The organism is Leptospira weilii serovar Ranarum str. ICFT (genome assembly GCF_000332415.1).
Taxonomy (GTDB): Bacteria; Spirochaetota; Leptospiria; order Leptospirales; family Leptospiraceae; genus Leptospira; species Leptospira weilii_A.
This window is the reverse complement of sequence record NZ_AOHC02000035.1, coordinates 41,439-58,502: the sequence shown is the minus strand read 5'-3', so window position 1 is coordinate 58,502 and position 17,064 is coordinate 41,439. Positions and strand designations below refer to the sequence as shown.

The 17,064-nt window shown below is 44.3% G+C and carries 17 protein-coding genes; 10 read left to right on the top strand and 7 right to left on the bottom strand.

Annotated elements, in window-relative coordinates:
- The first annotated feature begins 5 nt into the window (after positions 1–5).
- From leuD to LEP1GSC060_RS10395, 3 genes are read left to right on the top strand one after another with little or no spacing between them, the layout of a single operon-like run.
- Positions 6–626, top strand: coding sequence for a 3-isopropylmalate dehydratase small subunit (leuD, locus tag LEP1GSC060_RS10405; RefSeq protein ID WP_003003473.1), 621 nt, complete (start codon positions 6–8; stop codon positions 624–626).
- 15 nt (positions 627–641) lie between these two features.
- A complete protein-coding gene (locus tag LEP1GSC060_RS10400; RefSeq protein ID WP_003003402.1) occupies positions 642–1,643 on the top strand; it encodes a PLP-dependent cysteine synthase family protein in 1,002 nt (333 codons plus the stop codon).
- The gene (locus LEP1GSC060_RS10395) at positions 1,640–3,544 is read left to right on the top strand and encodes an AAA domain-containing protein (protein ID WP_003003274.1); all 1,905 of its coding nucleotides are present in this window, start codon (positions 1,640–1,642) and stop codon (positions 3,542–3,544) included. Before LEP1GSC060_RS10400 ends, LEP1GSC060_RS10395 begins: the two co-directional genes overlap by 4 nt.
- A 970-nt stretch (positions 3,545–4,514) precedes the next feature.
- Here LEP1GSC060_RS10395 and LEP1GSC060_RS10390 read toward each other — a convergent pair.
- Entirely contained in the window at positions 4,515–5,147 is a 633-nt protein-coding gene (locus tag LEP1GSC060_RS10390) for an NrsF family protein (RefSeq protein WP_003003457.1), read from the bottom strand.
- A 312-nt stretch (positions 5,148–5,459) separates the two neighbouring features.
- Here LEP1GSC060_RS10390 and LEP1GSC060_RS10385 point away from each other — a divergent pair, with 312 nt between their 5' ends.
- Genes LEP1GSC060_RS10385 through gshAB form a run of 7 tightly spaced genes read left to right on the top strand, consistent with a single transcriptional unit; the run spans position 5,460 to position 14,170 of the window.
- Positions 5,460–6,017: an RNA polymerase sigma factor gene (locus tag LEP1GSC060_RS10385; RefSeq protein ID WP_003003272.1), complete on the top strand. Its 558-nt coding sequence runs from the start codon at positions 5,460–5,462 to the stop codon at positions 6,015–6,017.
- 33 nt (positions 6,018–6,050) lie between these two features.
- Complete coding sequence (locus LEP1GSC060_RS10380) at positions 6,051–7,280, top strand: GNAT family N-acetyltransferase (protein ID WP_003003482.1); 1,230 nt, start codon at positions 6,051–6,053, stop codon at positions 7,278–7,280.
- Complete coding sequence (gene clpS / locus LEP1GSC060_RS10375; RefSeq protein WP_003003296.1) at positions 7,277–7,612, top strand: ATP-dependent Clp protease adapter ClpS; 336 nt, start codon at positions 7,277–7,279, stop codon at positions 7,610–7,612. The genes LEP1GSC060_RS10380 and clpS overlap by 4 nt, the downstream gene beginning before the upstream one ends.
- Positions 7,609–9,846 carry an ATP-dependent Clp protease ATP-binding subunit ClpA gene (gene clpA, locus LEP1GSC060_RS10370; RefSeq protein ID WP_003003547.1) on the top strand — a complete coding sequence of 746 codons (2,238 nt, stop codon included), beginning with the start codon at positions 7,609–7,611 and terminating at the stop codon, positions 9,844–9,846. Before clpS ends, clpA begins: the two co-directional genes overlap by 4 nt.
- Positions 9,847–9,864: 18 nt before the next feature.
- Positions 9,865–11,598 carry a gamma-glutamyltransferase gene (gene ggt / locus LEP1GSC060_RS10365; protein WP_003003341.1) on the top strand — a complete coding sequence of 578 codons (1,734 nt, stop codon included), beginning with the start codon at positions 9,865–9,867 and terminating at the stop codon, positions 11,596–11,598.
- Positions 11,595–13,151 carry a glutamate--cysteine ligase gene (gshA, locus tag LEP1GSC060_RS10360; protein ID WP_003003492.1) on the top strand — a complete coding sequence of 519 codons (1,557 nt, stop codon included), beginning with the start codon at positions 11,595–11,597 and terminating at the stop codon, positions 13,149–13,151. The genes ggt and gshA overlap by 4 nt, the downstream gene beginning before the upstream one ends.
- On the top strand, positions 13,139–14,170 hold the full coding sequence (gene gshAB, locus LEP1GSC060_RS10355) for a bifunctional glutamate--cysteine ligase GshA/glutathione synthetase GshB (RefSeq protein WP_003003521.1): 1,032 nt from the start codon (positions 13,139–13,141) through the stop codon (positions 14,168–14,170). Before gshA ends, gshAB begins: the two co-directional genes overlap by 13 nt.
- Here gshAB and LEP1GSC060_RS10350 read toward each other — a convergent pair.
- From LEP1GSC060_RS10350 to LEP1GSC060_RS10325, 6 genes are all read right to left on the bottom strand, one after another.
- Complete coding sequence (locus tag LEP1GSC060_RS10350; protein WP_036096130.1) at positions 14,167–14,409, bottom strand: glutathione S-transferase N-terminal domain-containing protein; 243 nt, start codon at positions 14,407–14,409, stop codon at positions 14,167–14,169. The genes gshAB and LEP1GSC060_RS10350 overlap by 4 nt on opposite strands.
- The gene (grxD, locus tag LEP1GSC060_RS10345) at positions 14,409–14,729 is read right to left on the bottom strand and encodes a Grx4 family monothiol glutaredoxin (RefSeq protein ID WP_003003324.1); all 321 of its coding nucleotides are present in this window, start codon (positions 14,727–14,729) and stop codon (positions 14,409–14,411) included. Before grxD ends, LEP1GSC060_RS10350 begins: the two co-directional genes overlap by 1 nt.
- Complete coding sequence (locus LEP1GSC060_RS10340; protein ID WP_003003389.1) at positions 14,726–14,953, bottom strand: BolA/IbaG family iron-sulfur metabolism protein; 228 nt, start codon at positions 14,951–14,953, stop codon at positions 14,726–14,728. The genes grxD and LEP1GSC060_RS10340 overlap by 4 nt, the downstream gene beginning before the upstream one ends.
- 114 nt (positions 14,954–15,067) lie before the next feature.
- Positions 15,068–15,361, bottom strand: coding sequence for a BolA family protein (locus LEP1GSC060_RS10335; RefSeq protein ID WP_003003445.1), 294 nt, complete (start codon positions 15,359–15,361; stop codon positions 15,068–15,070).
- Positions 15,362–15,373: 12 nt separating this feature from the next.
- Positions 15,374–16,147 carry an ABC transporter permease gene (locus tag LEP1GSC060_RS10330; RefSeq protein ID WP_003003352.1) on the bottom strand — a complete coding sequence of 258 codons (774 nt, stop codon included), beginning with the start codon at positions 16,145–16,147 and terminating at the stop codon, positions 15,374–15,376.
- Positions 16,144–17,061: an ABC transporter ATP-binding protein gene (locus LEP1GSC060_RS10325; protein ID WP_003003370.1), complete on the bottom strand. Its 918-nt coding sequence runs from the start codon at positions 17,059–17,061 to the stop codon at positions 16,144–16,146. Before LEP1GSC060_RS10325 ends, LEP1GSC060_RS10330 begins: the two co-directional genes overlap by 4 nt.
- Between the last annotated feature and the right edge of the window lie 3 nt (positions 17,062–17,064).

Below are 17,064 nucleotides of genomic sequence, written 5' to 3'. Positions count from 1 at the left end.
ATATTATGAAAGCATTTACAATCTTAAGCGGAGTCGCAGCTTTACTCGACAAACCGAACGTCGATACGGATCAAATCATTCCGAAACAGTTTTTAAGAAAGATCGAAAGAACCGGATTCGGAATTCATCTATTCCATGATTGGAGATATCTGGACGACGCCGGAACCAAACCCAATCCCGAATTTTCCCTCAATCAGGAAAGATATAAGGGCGCCACCGTACTTTTGACAAGAGACAACTTCGGTTGTGGATCTTCCAGAGAACACGCTCCTTGGGCCTTGGAAGACTACGGTTTCCGTTCCATCATCGCCCCTTCTTACGCGGATATTTTTTTCAATAACTGCTTTAAGAACGGAATGCTCCCCGTCGTTTTAAAATCCGAGGAAGTGGAAGAACTGTTCCAAGCGGTTTCCGCTAACGTGGGTGCGAAAGTAACGGTCGATCTGGACAAACAAACCGTGACCGGACCGTCTGGAAAAATATATCACTTCGACGTGGATTCTTTTCGTAAATACTGTCTTTACAACGGGCTTGATGATATCGGTCTCACTCTCAAACAGGAAAGTAAGATCGGAGAGTTTGAAAAAAAGCAGAAAGAAGTTGAACCTTGGTTGTACGCAGTATAATTCTGCCCGAAACCTATGTTTGATGAAATATCCCGTTCGATAGACGAGTTTGGAAACAGTTTCCTTGGCGCGCTGAATAACATTCAGAAATCTTTTGGACGGGAACTCAGCGTCGCAAAACCCGTAAAAGAGACGATTTTGCAGATGATCGGAAACACTCCGCTCATCCGACTGAACCAAATCGGTTCTCACATTCCCAATGTAGAATTTTATCTCAAAGCGGAGTTCTGCAATCCTACCGGTTCCGTAAAAGATAGAACCGCCTTATCGATGTTACTTTCTTCCGAAAGAAGAGGAGAGTTAAAACCGGGCGGACAAGTCATCCAACCCGGTTACAATACGACCGCGCTCAGCCTCGCTTGGATTTGTACGATTCGTCAATATAAATTTCGTTGTTTGGTGGCGGGGGATACGGATCCTCAAAAGATCAAGGACCTTCAGACGTTCGGCGCTCATGTGGAAGTTGCTCCAACGGCAAAGGGAAACTGGGACGACGCTCTTTTAAAGAGAGCGAAGGAAATTAAGGAAAAAGAAAAGAACACAGTCGTCTTAAACGAGTATAAGGATATGGCGAACACAAACGCGCATTTTCTTTTTACCGGTCCCGAAATCTGGAGAGACCTAGGCGGAAACGTAGACGCGTTCGTCGCGGGTGGCGGTTCCGGTGGAACGCTTTCGGGTGTCGGAAGATTCTTAAAGTCCAAAAAGTCTTCCGTTCGAGTGATTATGGGAGTCAGTCAAAAATCCAGATTCATTCGTAAGATGGTTCAAAAAGAAACTTCGATCCTTCTTCCGGAATCTTTTGATCCCAAGATCGTAGACGAATACGTCGGAGTCGATCGGGAACAAGCTCTTTTATATCAATCCGATCTCTACCAAAAAGAGGGAATCTTTGCGGGACAGACAACCGGAACCACTCTTGCCAGTGCGGTTCGATTTGCGGAAGGACTCCCCACAAGAGACGACCCAAAATCCCAGGTCTACAGAATCGTAGTCCTTTCCCCCGATCGATTTTGAAGGAAGAAAAATTTTCCAGTTCACTCGAAGAGTTAGAGTCGGTAAAAATCGAACTCGAAAGAGAAAAGAAACAAGAAGATTCGCTCTTTTCCAAGGACTGGTTGTCTCGTCCTCTTCAAGATAGAATCAAACTCGGAATCACGTTATACCCTCTTGTCTACGAAGAACAAACTCTCGGTCGGGAAGGGAGTTGGATTCTTACCTTTCATTTTCCGGATCAGGAAGAATATCCCGCAAAATTTCAATCGGGCGCGCCGGTTCAAATCGGAAAAAACGAAGATCGTGTTCGGGCGATTTTAGTTTCTTTGCATAATGAAAAGATTCGGATTGCGATCGACGAGGTTCCGGAATGGACCGAAGACGGAAAATGTTTTCTGGATCTATTACCCGATGAAACCTCTTACAAGGAAATGCTTCACGCGTTAGACGTCGTTGCCGGTGCGACGAAGGGGACAAGACTGTATGCAAATCGGGAACTTCTTTTAGGATACGGAAAACCCGATCCGATCGTGATACGGGAATCGGATCGCCCTCGAATTTTGGGAAGAATGAGTCCGGACTTAAACGAATCCCAGAAGAACGCGGTTTTATATTGTGTTCTTTCCGAGGACGCAGTCGTCATTCACGGACCTCCCGGGACGGGTAAAACGACCACGTTAACCGAAATTGTGAGCCAACTCGTAGCCGACGAAAAAAAAATTCTCGTATCGGCGCCCACACATTCCGCTTGTGATCTACTCGTAGAATCGATTTCCGCGAAAGGAATTTCCGTTTTGAGACTGGGACATCCCGCTCGTATCAGCGAGGCGGCGTTTCATACGACTTTGGATTATAAACTCTTTCATCATCCCGACGGAAAATTGTTAAGCGAATACAGAAGGGACGTGATCGAAATATCGCAACAGGCTAAAAAATACAAAAGAAATTTCGGCGCAAAGGAAAGAGAAGAAAGAAAAAATCTTTTTGCGGAAGTCAAAGAACTCAAAAAGACGATTCGTTTGATGGAAAAGGGACTGGTCGACAGTTTGATTTCTTCTCATTCCGTGATCGTTTCCACACCGGTCGCTTCCGCTCGTTCCGTTTTGGAGGGAAGAACCTTCGACTTTTGCGTGTTAGACGAATCTTCTCAAGGACTCGAACCCGCTTCTTGGATTCCGATTTTGAAGTCGGATCGTGTGATTCTCGCGGGGGATCACAAACAATTGCCTCCTACGTTGTTTTCGGAAAAAAATTCGCTTGAATGTACACTTTTTGAAAAGGCAGTAGAAAGGTTGGAAGGGTCGGGCCGTGTATTTTTGCTCGACACACAGTATAGAATGAAGGACGAGATCGCAGCGTTTCCTTCGAGAGAATTTTACGCAGATCAATTGAAGGCCGGGCGTCCACCGGAAGAAAGGGTTTTTGATTTTCCGAAAACATTCCCTTTTTTGAATGCGTTTCAGTGGATCGATACCGCCGGAACCGATAGCGAGGAAGTGGCCGTAGACGACAGCCTTACCAATCCGTTTGAAGCGGATCTTCAGGTTCGTCTTTGTATTCTTTTAAAAGAAAACGATTGGCCGGAAGAAAAGATCACGATTCTTTCTCCGTATCGGGCGCAGGTTCGATTGATTTCCGAAAAATTAAGAGAGGCGGAATTTTCTAAGATCCACGTTTCCACGATCGATTCTTTTCAAGGAAGAGAGAATCGTTGTATTCTTCTCGGATTTGTGCGTTCCAATACGGAAGGTCGTTCCGGTTTTTTAAAGGAGTCCAGAAGGATCAACGTTGGTATGACCCGGGCTCGCGATTTGCTCCTTTGTATCGGGGACAGTTCGACCCTTTCGGAGGATCCGTTCTTATCCAAACTCATTCGTTTTGCGGAGGAAAAGAAAGTCTTTCGAACCGCTTGGGAATTTTAATTTTTGTAGGAGTTCCCACGTTTCAAGGGGTTAGTGATTGGATTTTAGGACTTTACGTACAAGACATTTTCCTAGTAGATGGATTGCGCTTTTAACAAAGCATGATTTTCCAATTCTGTAAACATACTAGGAATCAGTGGATAGATTTCAGAGTTCAGTTACATTTTCTTAACAGAGCGATTAGACTTTATCAAGGGTAAATCCATCTCTTCTGAAATGTACACTGAAATCTGATCCCTGAAAATCTAACCACTAGAATAGAGTTTCTTCCCTGAATTGCGCCCCTGAAACGCGATCCGTAGAAAGCGTTTCACTTACTTCTGAGAACGATTTATTGAAATAGGTGCCTCATTTTCTAAGGATCATTCGGCAGGAAGCAATTCACTTGAGTTTACCCGCCCAAAATCAGGGGGAAATTAAACACAACGCTTCCTAAACTCAATCTCACTCCCTGGTGCTGCGACCCATCGGGAGCAGTGCCACTTTATTACCTGGGTCGTTCGTAACTCAATCTCACTTCCTAAGGGTCGTTCGTAACTCAATCTCACTCCCTAAGGGTCGTTCGTAACTCAATCTCACTCCCTAAGGGTCGTTCGTAACTCAATCTCACTTCCTAAGGGTCGTTCGTAACTCAATCTCACTCCCTAAGGGTCGTTCGTAACTCAATCTCACTCCCTAAGGGTCGTTCGTAACTCAATCTCACTTCCTAAGGGTCGTTCGATAGGGCGCGTTGTGGGACGTAAGTTTCACAGTAGATTGTCGTAATTCCGGCAGATTTATCTTAAGATCCAAATACTTGTGAGTAACGCTATCGCTCTCTACGAGCGGCTCCTTACTCAGACGCAAATTTTTTGCCGTAAACTTTGTCGGTCCGATTAAAAAATTTTAACGATCGTTGACGGATAGAATAAGTCTTATTTAAGCGGCTGTTTTGAACGATTGCCTTGTGACGATCGTATCGATTTATATATTACCATTTTAGAATATTCTTAAATACGGAAAAGCCGAGTAAAAATAGGCCCAGACTTGTGGAAACGTGAGAGACGAGAATGTGAAAAGAGGATTGGTCCACGCAGACAAACTTGAGGCAGAAATTTGCAATCGACAAACTGAAAACAAAAAGGATCGCCGCCGTTAAAACAGGATTGCCCGGTTTTCCTTTTTTCAAAATGAAAATTCCAAAGCCGGCAAATGGAATACTCGTGAGAAATAGGATGATCCAACATTTTCCGATATGTGTGTGAACTTCATCGATCGAAATCAAATCCCAGGCAAACATACACATCGAATAAAAAATCCAAAAAAAAGCGAGTAACAGAGGGAAACGTGCGGACTTAGAAAACGATTCTTCCGGAAATCGCAATTGAGTTAAAATCCAAAACGAATAAAGTCCGATGAGGGAAATCCAAAGGAAGTCGGGAAACAAAGTCGGGACGTGAATGAAACGACTCGTAATCGGATGTAAGGAAAGTAAATAAAACGCAATCACGATCGCAAAAATCGGTCCTAAAATCACGAACCAATTCCAATCGTTTTTTCGAACCGGAGGTTCTTCGGCGATTCTTCGGATCAAAGATTCGGTTGTTTGTTCTTTACGAGGCATCCGTATTACTGATCTCTATAAAATTGAGTACCGTTCATTTTTTTCGCAAAATACTGTTTCAATACAAAATATTAGATATTTTATTATATAGTTATGAATATATCTGAGTGGAAATTTTTTAATTTTAAAGAATGGTTGGACTTCCCGATCTAAATTGGAAGGAATCGGCTTTTCGCTTATTTTCAACGCGTTCCAAATCGAAGGGCCGTTTCTTATCGTCGTTTAAAACTCAAATTTTTGTATCGTGTTCGCAGAGTGATATCGCGGAGGAACGAACTCTTATCTTTTCGAAGGTTCCAAGCAGTTAGTTACATGTCAGCTAAAAAAGAAATCTGGGAAGAATGTTCTGTATTAATCCGCAAGGCTCGGGAAGGAGATCAAAGCTCGTATGAAAAGTTTCTTAGACTTGTAACCGGCGTTCTCAGATCCTATCTCATCCCCAGGATCAACAATGTAGAGGACAGAGAAGATTTAATCCAGGAAATTTTAATCGGACTTCACAGGGCCAGGGATTCTTACCGCCAAGATCGTCATCCCGCGCCTTGGATTTTTGCCGTTGCTCGATATAAAACGATCGATTATCTGAGAAAGAAGAAGATAGGAGATCGGACTTTCAGCACGGACAATCTCGATTTTTTCGCGTCTCCAGAACCGATCCGCGAAGAAGAACCCGAAAAGGCAAGGGAGATTTTAAAGGAATGGCTGAACATTTTGGACGAACGACAAAAGCAGATTCTCACTCATCTCAAACTAGACGGTATGAGCGTTCGAGAAGTTTCCGAACGAACGGGACTTTCCGAATCCAACATCAAAGTCATTACTCATAGAGCGGTTCAAAAGATTCGAAAGCATTTTTCACTCGATCTCTGACAAAGTAGCCGCCAAAATCGTCCAAGAATTAACATGACTTCCCATTCTCCGAGCGACATCCGAGTAGAGTTTTTAGATTCTATCTCTTCGATTTCCAAGGAAGAATGGAATTGTATCTCCGATCCTAAAAGTCCTTTTTTAGAATACGATTTTCTCAGATCCTTGGAAGTTTCTCGTTGTATCGGATCTTCCACTTCTTGGATTCCCAAATATTGCGCTTTTTGGAAAGAGGGGCGTTTTGCCGCGGTGATTCCTCTTTTTCTGAAATTCGATTCTTATGGAGAGTATATCTTTGATTTTGAATGGGCTCAATTTTTTTCCCAAGTCGGACTCGAATACTATCCCAAAGGACTCGTCGCCGTTCCGTTTACTCCCGCTAACGGAAAAAGAATTCTTTATGATAGGAACCTTGATTTAAAAGAGATCTGTTCAATTCTGATTCCGGAACTTCTACGTTTTTGCGAAAAAGAAGGTCTTTCCGGAGTTCATTTTTTATTTCTGGAAAAGGAAGAATCCGAGGTTCTGTCCGAATACGGATTTGCAACGAGGCTTTCTCACCAGTATCATTGGATGAACGGGGATTACTCGAACTTCGATGATTATCTCGGAGCGATGAAATCCAAAAAAAGAATGCAGATCAAACGGGAAAGGGAGATCGTCCGGAGTTACGGACTGGAACTCCGAGTTTTAGAAGGAAATCAAATCACCCGATCGGACATGGACGCGATCTGGGGTTTTTATTTGAATACTCACTCGAGAAAATGGGGTTCAGCGTATTTGAATCGCAAATTTTTCGATTCTTCCTTTGAAAACTTTTTAGATCGAATCGTTCTCGTTCTCGCGTATCGGGACGGAAAGGCGGTCGCGGGAACTTTCAATCTTCGCAAAGGCGATTTTCTCTACGGAAGATACTGGGGTTGTACGGAGTATTATCCTCATCTCCATTTTGAATGTTGTTTTTATCAATTGATCGACTATGCGATTCGAGAAAAGATCAAGGTCTTTGAAGCGGGAGCGCAAGGGGAACATAAATTCTTAAGAGGGTTTCCGGCGGTTCCCACGTACAGTTCTCATCTGATTTTTCACGCTCAAGCTAGAAATGCGATTGAACGTTTTCTACAGCAGGAAAGATTGCACATGCGGGAAATGATCCGGGAGACAAACGAACATTCTCCGTTGAAGGAAGTTCAACCGGCGCCCTTTTTTCAAAACGGAACGAATCGGGACGGAAGGGCGTCGGATTTAGGGAGTTACGAATCGTGAGCGATATCTTTCGATTTGATACGGAAGAACAAACTCTCGTGAAAGAGAGGGTCAAACTCAAACGTCCTTCCAAATACAGAGTCATCATACTCAACGACGATTTTACTCCGATGGAATTCGTCGTTTGGATTTTACAAGTTGTCTTTCATAGAAGCAGAGCGGAAAGTCAACAGATCATGTTAAAAGCGCACATAACGGGGAAAGCGTTATGCGGCGTTTATTCGCACGACGTAGCCAGAACCAAGGTCATACAAGTTCAACAATTGGCGGAACAACACGGATATCCGCTTCACTGCACGATGGAAGTGGAGGAAGGAGAGGAGGAATCATGATTCTCACGGAAGAAATGGAACGCACTCTAAGAAAGGCTTGGGAAGAAGCCAAAAAAAGAAGAAACGAATTTATCACTCTCGAACATATTTTACTCGCCCTTACATACGATACGGTCGGTAAGGAAGTCCTGGAAGCCTGCGGGGCGGATCTTGAACTTCTTCGAAAAAATTTGATCGGATATCTGGAAAGCGAATTGGAATCGTTTCCGGAATCTCCCGACGAACTCGATCCGATTTATACGATCGGGGTTCAGCACGTTTTACAACTCGCAGAGTTTCACGTTCAATCCACTCGGAACAAAAAGATGGACGGAGGGGACGTACTCGCGGCGCTTTTCCGGGAAGATCAATCCAACGCTGTGTATTTTTTGGGTTCGCAGGATATTTCCAGACTCGACATCGTTCGTTATATCTCGCACGGAATTCGTAAAGATTCTAAAAATTCCAACAAGGAAATCCTGGGCGAAGAGGTGGAAAAAAATTCCGATCCTTTGCAGACGTTCTGCGTGGATTTGACGGCAAGAGCCAAAGAAGGAAAACTCGATCCGATGGTCGGAAGGGAAGACGAACTTGATCGAACCATTCACATTCTCTGTAGAAGAAGAAAGAACAATCCTATCTTTGTAGGGGAGGCGGGAGTCGGTAAAACTTCGATCGTAGAAGGACTCGCACAAAGAGTTGTGGACGGAAAAGTTCCGGAACCATTAAGAAATTTGAAAGTATATTCTCTGGACATGGGGCTTTTGCTCGCGGGCACCAAGTTCAGAGGAGAATTTGAAGAGAGATTGAAAAACGTGGTCACTCGGATCACGGCTCAGGACGATCACGTACTTTTTATCGACGAGATTCACACGATCATCGGCGCGGGTGCGGTTTCGGGGGGCTCCTTGGACGCGTCCAATCTTTTAAAACCCGCGCTTTCCAGCGGCGAACTCCGTTGTATCGGAACCACGACTTACAAGGAGTTCAAATCTATATTCGAAAAAGATCATGCACTTTCCAGAAGATTCCAAAAGGTGGAAGTGGGGGAACCTTCGATTTCCGAAACGATAGAAATCTTAAAAGGGCTTTTGGAGAAATACGAATCCTTTCACAAGGTAAAGTATTCCGCATCCGCCGTGGAACAAGCGGCTGAGTTGTCGGCCAGATACATTCTGGATCGAAAACTTCCGGACAAGGCGATCGATCTTTTGGACGAGGCAGGCGCCCGAGTCAGACTGAGGGAAGGAGGCAAAAAAACGGTAACGGTTCGAGAGATCGAAGACTTGGTTTCTAAAATTGCAAAGGTTCCGTCCGTAACGGTCAAGGCAGACGATCGAGAAAAACTAAAAAACTTAGACGAAGAATTGAAGGCCAAAATCTACGGACAAGATTCCGCGATCGACCAATTGGTTCAGTCCATTCGACTTTCCAGAAGCGGACTTTCCGAACCGGGAAGACCCGTCGGCTCTTTTCTTTTTGCGGGACCGACCGGTGTCGGTAAAACGGAACTCACACGCAAACTCGCGGAAATTCTAGGAGTGGAACTCGTCCGTTTTGATATGAGCGAATATATGGAAAAACATACCGTGTCTCGTTTGATCGGATCCCCTCCGGGTTATGTGGGTTTTGAACAAGGCGGACAACTCACGGATGCAATCTATAGAAATCCTCACTGTGTGCTTTTACTCGACGAGATCGAAAAGGCTCACGAGGATATTTATAATATTCTACTGCAGATCATGGATCACGCGACTCTCACGGACAATAACGGAAGAAAGTCCGACTTTCGCCAGGTGATTCTCGTGATGACTACGAACACGGGCGCGCGGGAACGTTCCACGAATCCTGTCGGATTTGAGAACGATCTTTTGGAGGATCGAAGTTTAAAGGCGATCGAAAAACAGTTTTCTCCCGAATTCAGAAACCGACTCACGGCGGTGATTGAGTTTTCTTCTTTGAATCCGGAAAATGTAACCAAAGTGGTTGCAAAACAGCTTGCCCTCTTACAGGAAAGATTGAATTCTAAACAAATTGAACTCGAGTTTCAGGAAGATGTACTCGTTTACATCGCGGACAAGGCTTACACTCCCGAGTTCGGCGCAAGACCCGTACAAAGATGGATCGATACCCACATCTCGAAACGGATCTCCGAAGAAACTCTTTTCGGTGCGCTGAAATCCGGTGGTAAGGCGAAATTGATTTCCGGCCAGGAGGGAATTGAAATGGAATTTTCTCCCGGAAAAAAATCCTGAAATTCACACCGGGATCTGATGAAACAAATTACAATTCGTATCGTTCTGATACTTTTACTCTTCTCGTGTAGGGAAACATCCCTTACCATAGAAGGAAAAAACGTTTCCACGGATTTACTCGTAACCCCTTCCCATCAAAAAAAACACTCCGATTTCTTCAGCGAAAGGTTGAATTTGATGATCGCGTCCGATTCTCCCGAAGCCACTCAGGCGGGGATCGAAGTGGGTTTGTTAGGTGGAAACGTAGTGGACGTCGCGGTTGCAACTTCGTTTGCGATTTCAGTCACAAGGCCGCACTCAACCGGACTGGGTGGCGGAGGTTTTTTAGTCCTTTATCTCAAGGAATTTCCGGAACCGATCGCATTCGATTTTCGAGAAAGGGCGCCTAACGCATCGTCCAGAGATATGTATCAGAGAAAGCCGAAGGAGGATTCCCTGTTCGGATTTAGGGCGGTCGGTGTGCCGGGTAACGTGGCGGGTCTGGTTCAGATCCAAAAACGTTACGGAAAACTTTCCTTAAAAGCCGTAATCGCACCCGCCATTCTTTTGGCGGAAAAAGGTTTTCCCGTTTATCCGGATCTACAATCCGCGATTCAAAAATCTTCCAAGGACATGGACGAGGAAATGAAAACGATTTTTCTTCCGGGAGGAAAGGTTCCGGAGTTGAAGAGTGTTTTGGTCCAAAAGGATTTGGCCAATTCCTTGAGGCTGATTTCCGAAACGGGTGAAAAAGAATTCTATCGAGGAAAAATCGCAAACTTGATTACGACGGCGATGAAAACAAAAGGCGGTCTGATTACTTCTCGAGATCTGAGCGATTTTAAGGTGATCGAAAAGAAAACCGTTCAAACAAAATACCGCGATTATACGATATACACGATGCCGCCTCCTTCTTCCGGGGTGCATCTTCTTACGATGTTGTCCATGGCGGAAACAAAACCTCTCCAAGAAATCTACGCAAAAGACCCGGTTGTATATTATCATTTTATTACGGAAGTGATGAGAAGAGGTTACGCCGATCGTGCGATTTTAGGCGGAGATCCCGCGTTTACAAAAATTCCTTTGAGCCGTCTTCTTTCCAAAAAATACGCGGCAGAAAAAATTTCCGATTTTGATCCGAAAATCGCGTCGAGCAGTTCTTCGTTCCTGAAAACGTTAAACTTCGGAGTGGAATCTCCGCAAACGACTCATATTTCCGTAATGGATCGGGAAGGAAACGCGGTGTCTACGACTCAGTCCATCAATTTTCGATTCGGCGCCTCAGTTATGGCTCCCGGAACCGGAATCGTGTTAAACGATACGATGGATGATTTTAGTAGGGCTCCCGGAGAACCGAACGTGTACGGTTTGATCGGAGCGGAAGCGAATTCCATTCTCCCTAAAAAAACGCCTCTCAGTAGTATGTCCCCGACGATCGTATTCAAAGGGAAGGAACCTTTTTTAGTTACCGGCGCACCGGGAGGTTCTTACATCGTCAACGCGGTCTTACAATCACTCGTCTACAATTTGGATTTCAATCTTACATTGTATGAATCCGTTGCACGAGGAAGGATACATCATCAATTTTTTCCGGACGCAGTGTTTATCGAAAAGTCGGTGAACGAAAGAAACGTGTTCGACGGTCTTTCCTCCAGAAAACACGACTTACGAATTGCTCCGAACTTTGCGAAACTTTTTTCGGTCAAAAGAGAGAACGGAATGCTCTACGGAGCCTCCGATCCACGCGGAGAAGGAAACACGGGCGGACTTTGAAAACTGAAGAACTTTCTAAAATCAAAGAAGTTTCTCTCGAAATTCTTTTAAGACACGCCGTTAAAGCCAAACACGGTTTGGAAAAAGAAAGTATGAGAGTGAATCCGGACGGAACGCTCGCGGGAACACCGCATCCGGCTTCTTTGGGTTCGAGTTTGACCAATCATTCCATCAAAACGGATTTTGCGGAACCTCAACTCGAATACGCGACTCATCCTCGCCCCAAGATCGAGGCAAATATTAGAGAATTACAAGATTTGCATATATTTACGATCCGCAAATTGGACGACGAACTCATCTGGCCTTTCAGTATGCCCCCGATTCTACCCGATGACGAAAACGAAATTCCTCTCGGACAATACGGAACTTCTCATTCGGGCAGTTGGAAAACGATCTATCGCCACGGATTGGGTCTTCGTTACGGAAGAAGGATGCAGACGATTTCCGGAGTTCACTATAACTTTTCTTTCTCGAAAATTTTCCTTCGTCAATTTTTAGGAAAGGAAATTTCGAACTTCACGAAGGAGGAAATCTCTTCTCTATATCTGCACGTGATTCGAAATTTTATGAGAAGGGTTCATTATTTAACGTATCTCACCGGATCTTCCGCGGTTTTTGATTCCACTTTTTTGCCGAATCCGGGTAATCTCAAATTCGAAAAACATAAGAATTTTACGATCTATTCCCCCTATGCGACTTCGCTCAGGATGAGCGAGATCGGATATACGAGTAAGGTTCAGGATACATTAGGAATTCATTATAATACGTTGGAAGAATACGCGGATCGTATGTGTTACGCGGTCCATACTCCGTATCCTAGTTATGTTTCTTTTTCTCAAAATGCGGACGCGCAACTCAATCCGAATTATCTTCAGATCGAAAACGAATTTTATTCCCCGATTCGCCCGAAACAGGTTCCCAAGGGGGACGAACGACCGTTAGACGCTCTTCTTCGAAGGGGAATCGAATACATAGAAATCCGTTCCCTGGATATCGATCCTTATTCTCCGGTGGGTGTTTGCAGACTCAATCTCGCCTTTACTCAGTTGATTCTTTTGGATTCTTTGCTGAGTCCTTCTCCTTCGATTTCTACGGAAGAGAACGCGATCTTAAAAGAAAATTTGAATTCCGTGATCTGGGAAGGAAGAAATCCCGAGCTTAAAATTCATACAAGCGGATCTACAAAAAATTTTCAGACCGCGGGCGCGGAATATTCCGAATCGCTCAGGCGCTACGCGAAAGTTTTGGATCTTCATACCGGAAGGTGTACGTATCAGGAAGCGATCGACTTTCAGATCAAAAAATGGAAGAATCCGGATAAAACTCCTTCCGGAAAACTACTTGCAGAAATTCTAAAACGTAATATCGAGTTCAGAGACAAGGGGATGGAACTCGCACGGGAAAATCGGCGCGCTCTCTCTTATCTGGAATATTCTCCCGGAACTTTGATGAAAATGGAAAAAGAAGCGGCTCGTTCCTTCCAAGAAAAAGAACAACTGGAAAAGGAAGAAATCCAAACCCAATATCCTACCGTTAAATTATGCAATCATTGAAATTAAAACCGGGAGAATTTCTTTCCCCGGAAATGTTCGCTTTGAAAGGATTTGAGGATTTGGAAATTTCCACTCAAATCATAATCCGAGACGCTCTCAATCGGGGACTGGAAGTGGAAGTTTTGGATCGTAAGAACCATTTTCTGCGACTTAAAAATTCAGCGGGGTTGGTTCAGTACGTTAAGGAAGCTTCCAAAACCGCATTGGATTCTTATATGTCCTTCCTCGTGATGGAAAACAAAACGATTTCAAAAATTATAATGTACGAATCCGGTTTGGAAGTTCCTGCGGGGGATAGTTTCGGAGATCCTCAATCTGCTTTTGTTTTTTGGCAAAAAAATTCCCATCGAAAAATGGTGGTAAAACCGGTGACCACCAATTTCGGAATCGGAATTACTATTTTGGCTCCACGCGCGTCCGAAGAAGACGCAAAAAAGGCGATCAAAATCGCCTTCAATCATTCCGAATCCGTGATTGTGGAAGAATTTGCCGAAGGAAACGAGTACCGTTTTCTCGTAATCGGCGAGAAAACGGTGGCGGTTTGCAATCGGATTCCGGCTAACGTAACCGGAGACGGAGTTCGCTCGATCGAAGACCTTGTCGCTTTAAAAAACGAGGATAAAAGAAGGGGAGTCGGACACGTAACTCCGTTGGAAAAAATTCAGTTAGGCGACACCGAACTCGACGTTTTACAACAATCCGGTTTTACGAAAGATTCGATTCCGCCTAAGGATCAAAAAGTTTTTTTAAGAAAGAATTCCAACATCAGTACCGGCGGCGATTCGATGGACGTCACCGATCTCGCACATTCTTATTATAAGGAACTTGCGGTGAAAGCGGCGACGGCGGCGGGAGCGAAAATTTGCGGCGTGGATATTATCCTACAGGATTTGGAAAACAAAGGGGATTATCGAATTTTGGAGTTAAACTTCAACCCCGTTTTGTACATTCACGATTATCCGTATGAAGGTAAAAACAGGGACGTCGGAAATAAGATTTTAGACTTACTTGGTTTTTAAGAAACCTTTTTTAAGTTCACGTATTTTACGATGTCTCTCGATTCGTACATCCTGATATCCCCGTCGACTAAAAACGGAACCTGGCTTTTGAGACCGAGCCGAATGACTTCCTCCCTACCGGCGGTACCCCGACCGGCTTCCACGAGTTCGTAGTCCTTTCCTAAAATCAAACCCATGTTCCGAAACTCGTCTCGAACATAGGCGCAGTAAGGACAGGATTGAAAGTGATACAACTTCATCATGCGCTCAAGGTGCCCGCTTTTTTCTGAAGATCTCCGGACTTCGCCATTTCCACCACGATGTCGTGACCTCCTATGAATTCTCCGTCGATATAAAGTTGCGGAATGGTCGGCCAGTTCGCGTAGTCCTTAATCCCTTGGCGCATCGTTTCGTCCGAAAGTACGTTAAAGAAACCGAAGGAAATTCCTAAACTTCGGAGCACGTTAGACACACCGGCAGAAAAGCCGCACATGGGAGCTTCCGGAGTTCCTTTCATAAAAAGAAATACTTTGTTCGTTCCCACAAGTTCGTCTATCTTTTGTTTTACTGTTTCGTTCATTCTTGTATCCTCGTTTCCAGTGCAAGCGCGTGCACTTCTTGTTTTAGTTCTTCTTTTAGGGTTTCGTAGACCATTCTATGTTGTTCCAAAACGGATTTACCCTCGAATCCTTTGTAAATCACGATGGCCTTGATATGTACTCCGTCCCGATAAGGATCTAAGATCGTTACTTTCGAATCGGGAAGACCGGATTCTATTTTATTTTTAATTTCATCGATTGTCATCGTTTTTTCTTTAAACTTAAATTTCGGGACTTTCTTCAGGAGATCTTGGTTTTAGAATTTTAAATCCCGTTTTTGTTACAATCCCAAATTGGAAGTCGCCTCCAAATCTTCCTTTTACTCGCGTTTGATCTCTTGGGAGAATCCGGGTTCCCTTGTATCAAGGGTAATCGCGTGTAATCCCCGATCGATCCAAGGTTGGATAAGGGAGTACACCATCCTATGTTGTTCTACTTTCGATTTTTCTACAAAACTGGAAGAGACGATCTCGATTCGGATATGGGTTCCTTCGGGTTTACTTTCCGGGTTGCCGTCGTGGCCCGCGTGCTCGTCGCTAAAGTCCTCCACTTCCAAATACGAAGGACTCAAGGAAGAATTTAATAGGGAACGGATTTCTTCTTGTACGCTCATCGAATTCTAAAATCAGTGTCGGATTCCGATTCCTTTTTTTAATAAATATACGGAAAGTATATAAAGCGACAACGTCGCGATTGCAATCATAGAAAGCGCAAACCAAGGTTCGATATCGCTTATGCCTAAAAATCCGTAACGAAACGCATTTACCATATACAGAATCGGATTGAGTTTGGATACGTTCTGCCAAAACGGAGGAAGCATCTGGATCGAATAAAACACACCTCCTAAATAGGTCAAAGGAGTTAAGATAAAGGTCGGGATGATCGTCACGTCGTCGAACTTTCTCGCGTAGAGTGCGTTTAAAAATCCCCCGAGAGAAAACAAAAGAGAACTTAAAAACACCGTGGTGATAAGCATCGGAAAATGATACACTTCCAACTCCGTAAAAAAAAGAGAAATCGCAATGACCAGAACGCCCACCGACATCCCTCGAATCACTCCGCCGATCGTGTAACCTAACACGATCAAAGACGGGGGAGTGGGAGAAACCAAAAGTTCTTCTATGTTCTTTTGAAACTTCGCTCCGAAAAAAGAGGAAACTACGTTGTTATACGAATTGATGATCACCGACATCATCACAAGACCGGGAACGATAAATTGGATATACGTATGATTTCCGATGTTCCCGATTTGCGAACCGACGAGTTTTCCGAAAATGATGAAGTAAAGGGTGATGGTGATTCCGGGAGGAATGATCGTTTGAACCCAGATGCGTAGAATCCGAATCGTCTCTTTGATGACGATGGTTTTGAATGCGTTGTATTTTTCGACGATAGTCATAATTTCTTCTCCACCAATTTGAGAAAGAGTTCTTCCAAACGGTTGGATTTGTTTCTCATACTGTTGATTTGGATTCCACCTTGATCCAGGATCTTGAATAAATCGTTGAGAGAGGCGTCTCCGTAGATGGAGGCTTCGAGAGTCGAGTTATCGGTCTGTTTGATTTCGATTCCCGGAGCGGATCGAAACGAGTTCAGATGACCCGTAAAATCCAATATAAAGGTTTCGTGATCCAGCTTTTGAAGGAGGTCCTTCATGGAAGTATTTTCAACGATTTTTCCTTCGTCGATGATCGCGATGTTTCTACAAAGGCTTTCGGCTTCTTCCAAATAGTGAGTTGTGAGAATGACGGTGATACCGGATGTGTTTAGTTTTTGAAGAAATTCCCACAGGGATCTTCTCATCTCAATGTCCACACCCGCGGTCGGCTCGTCCAAGATCAGGATTTTCGGATTGTGAACGAGGGCTCTTGCGATCATCAATCTTCGTTTCATTCCGCCCGAAAGTCTTCCCGCCGTTTCTTTACGTTTTTCGTAGAGACCGAGTTGTTGCAGGTAACCGAGAGCGTTTTCGGTTGCGATTTTACGATTCATTCCGTAATAACCGCCCTGATTGACTACGATCTGATCGACCCTTTCAAAGATATTGAAATTGAATTCCTGAGGGACGACTCCGATGTAGGATTTCGCTTTCGCAAGATCGGTATCGATATTCGCGTCTAAAATTCGAACTTCTCCCGAAGTTTTGTTCACGAGCGAACTGAGGATCCCGATCGTGGTGGATTTTCCGGCGCCGTTCGGACCTAGGAGCGCGAAAAAATCTCCGTTCTCCACATTCAAGCTGATCCCTTTCAGAGCCGTAACTCCGCCGCTGTACGTTTTGACTAAATTCTCAATTTGCAGTGCAAATTTCATAAT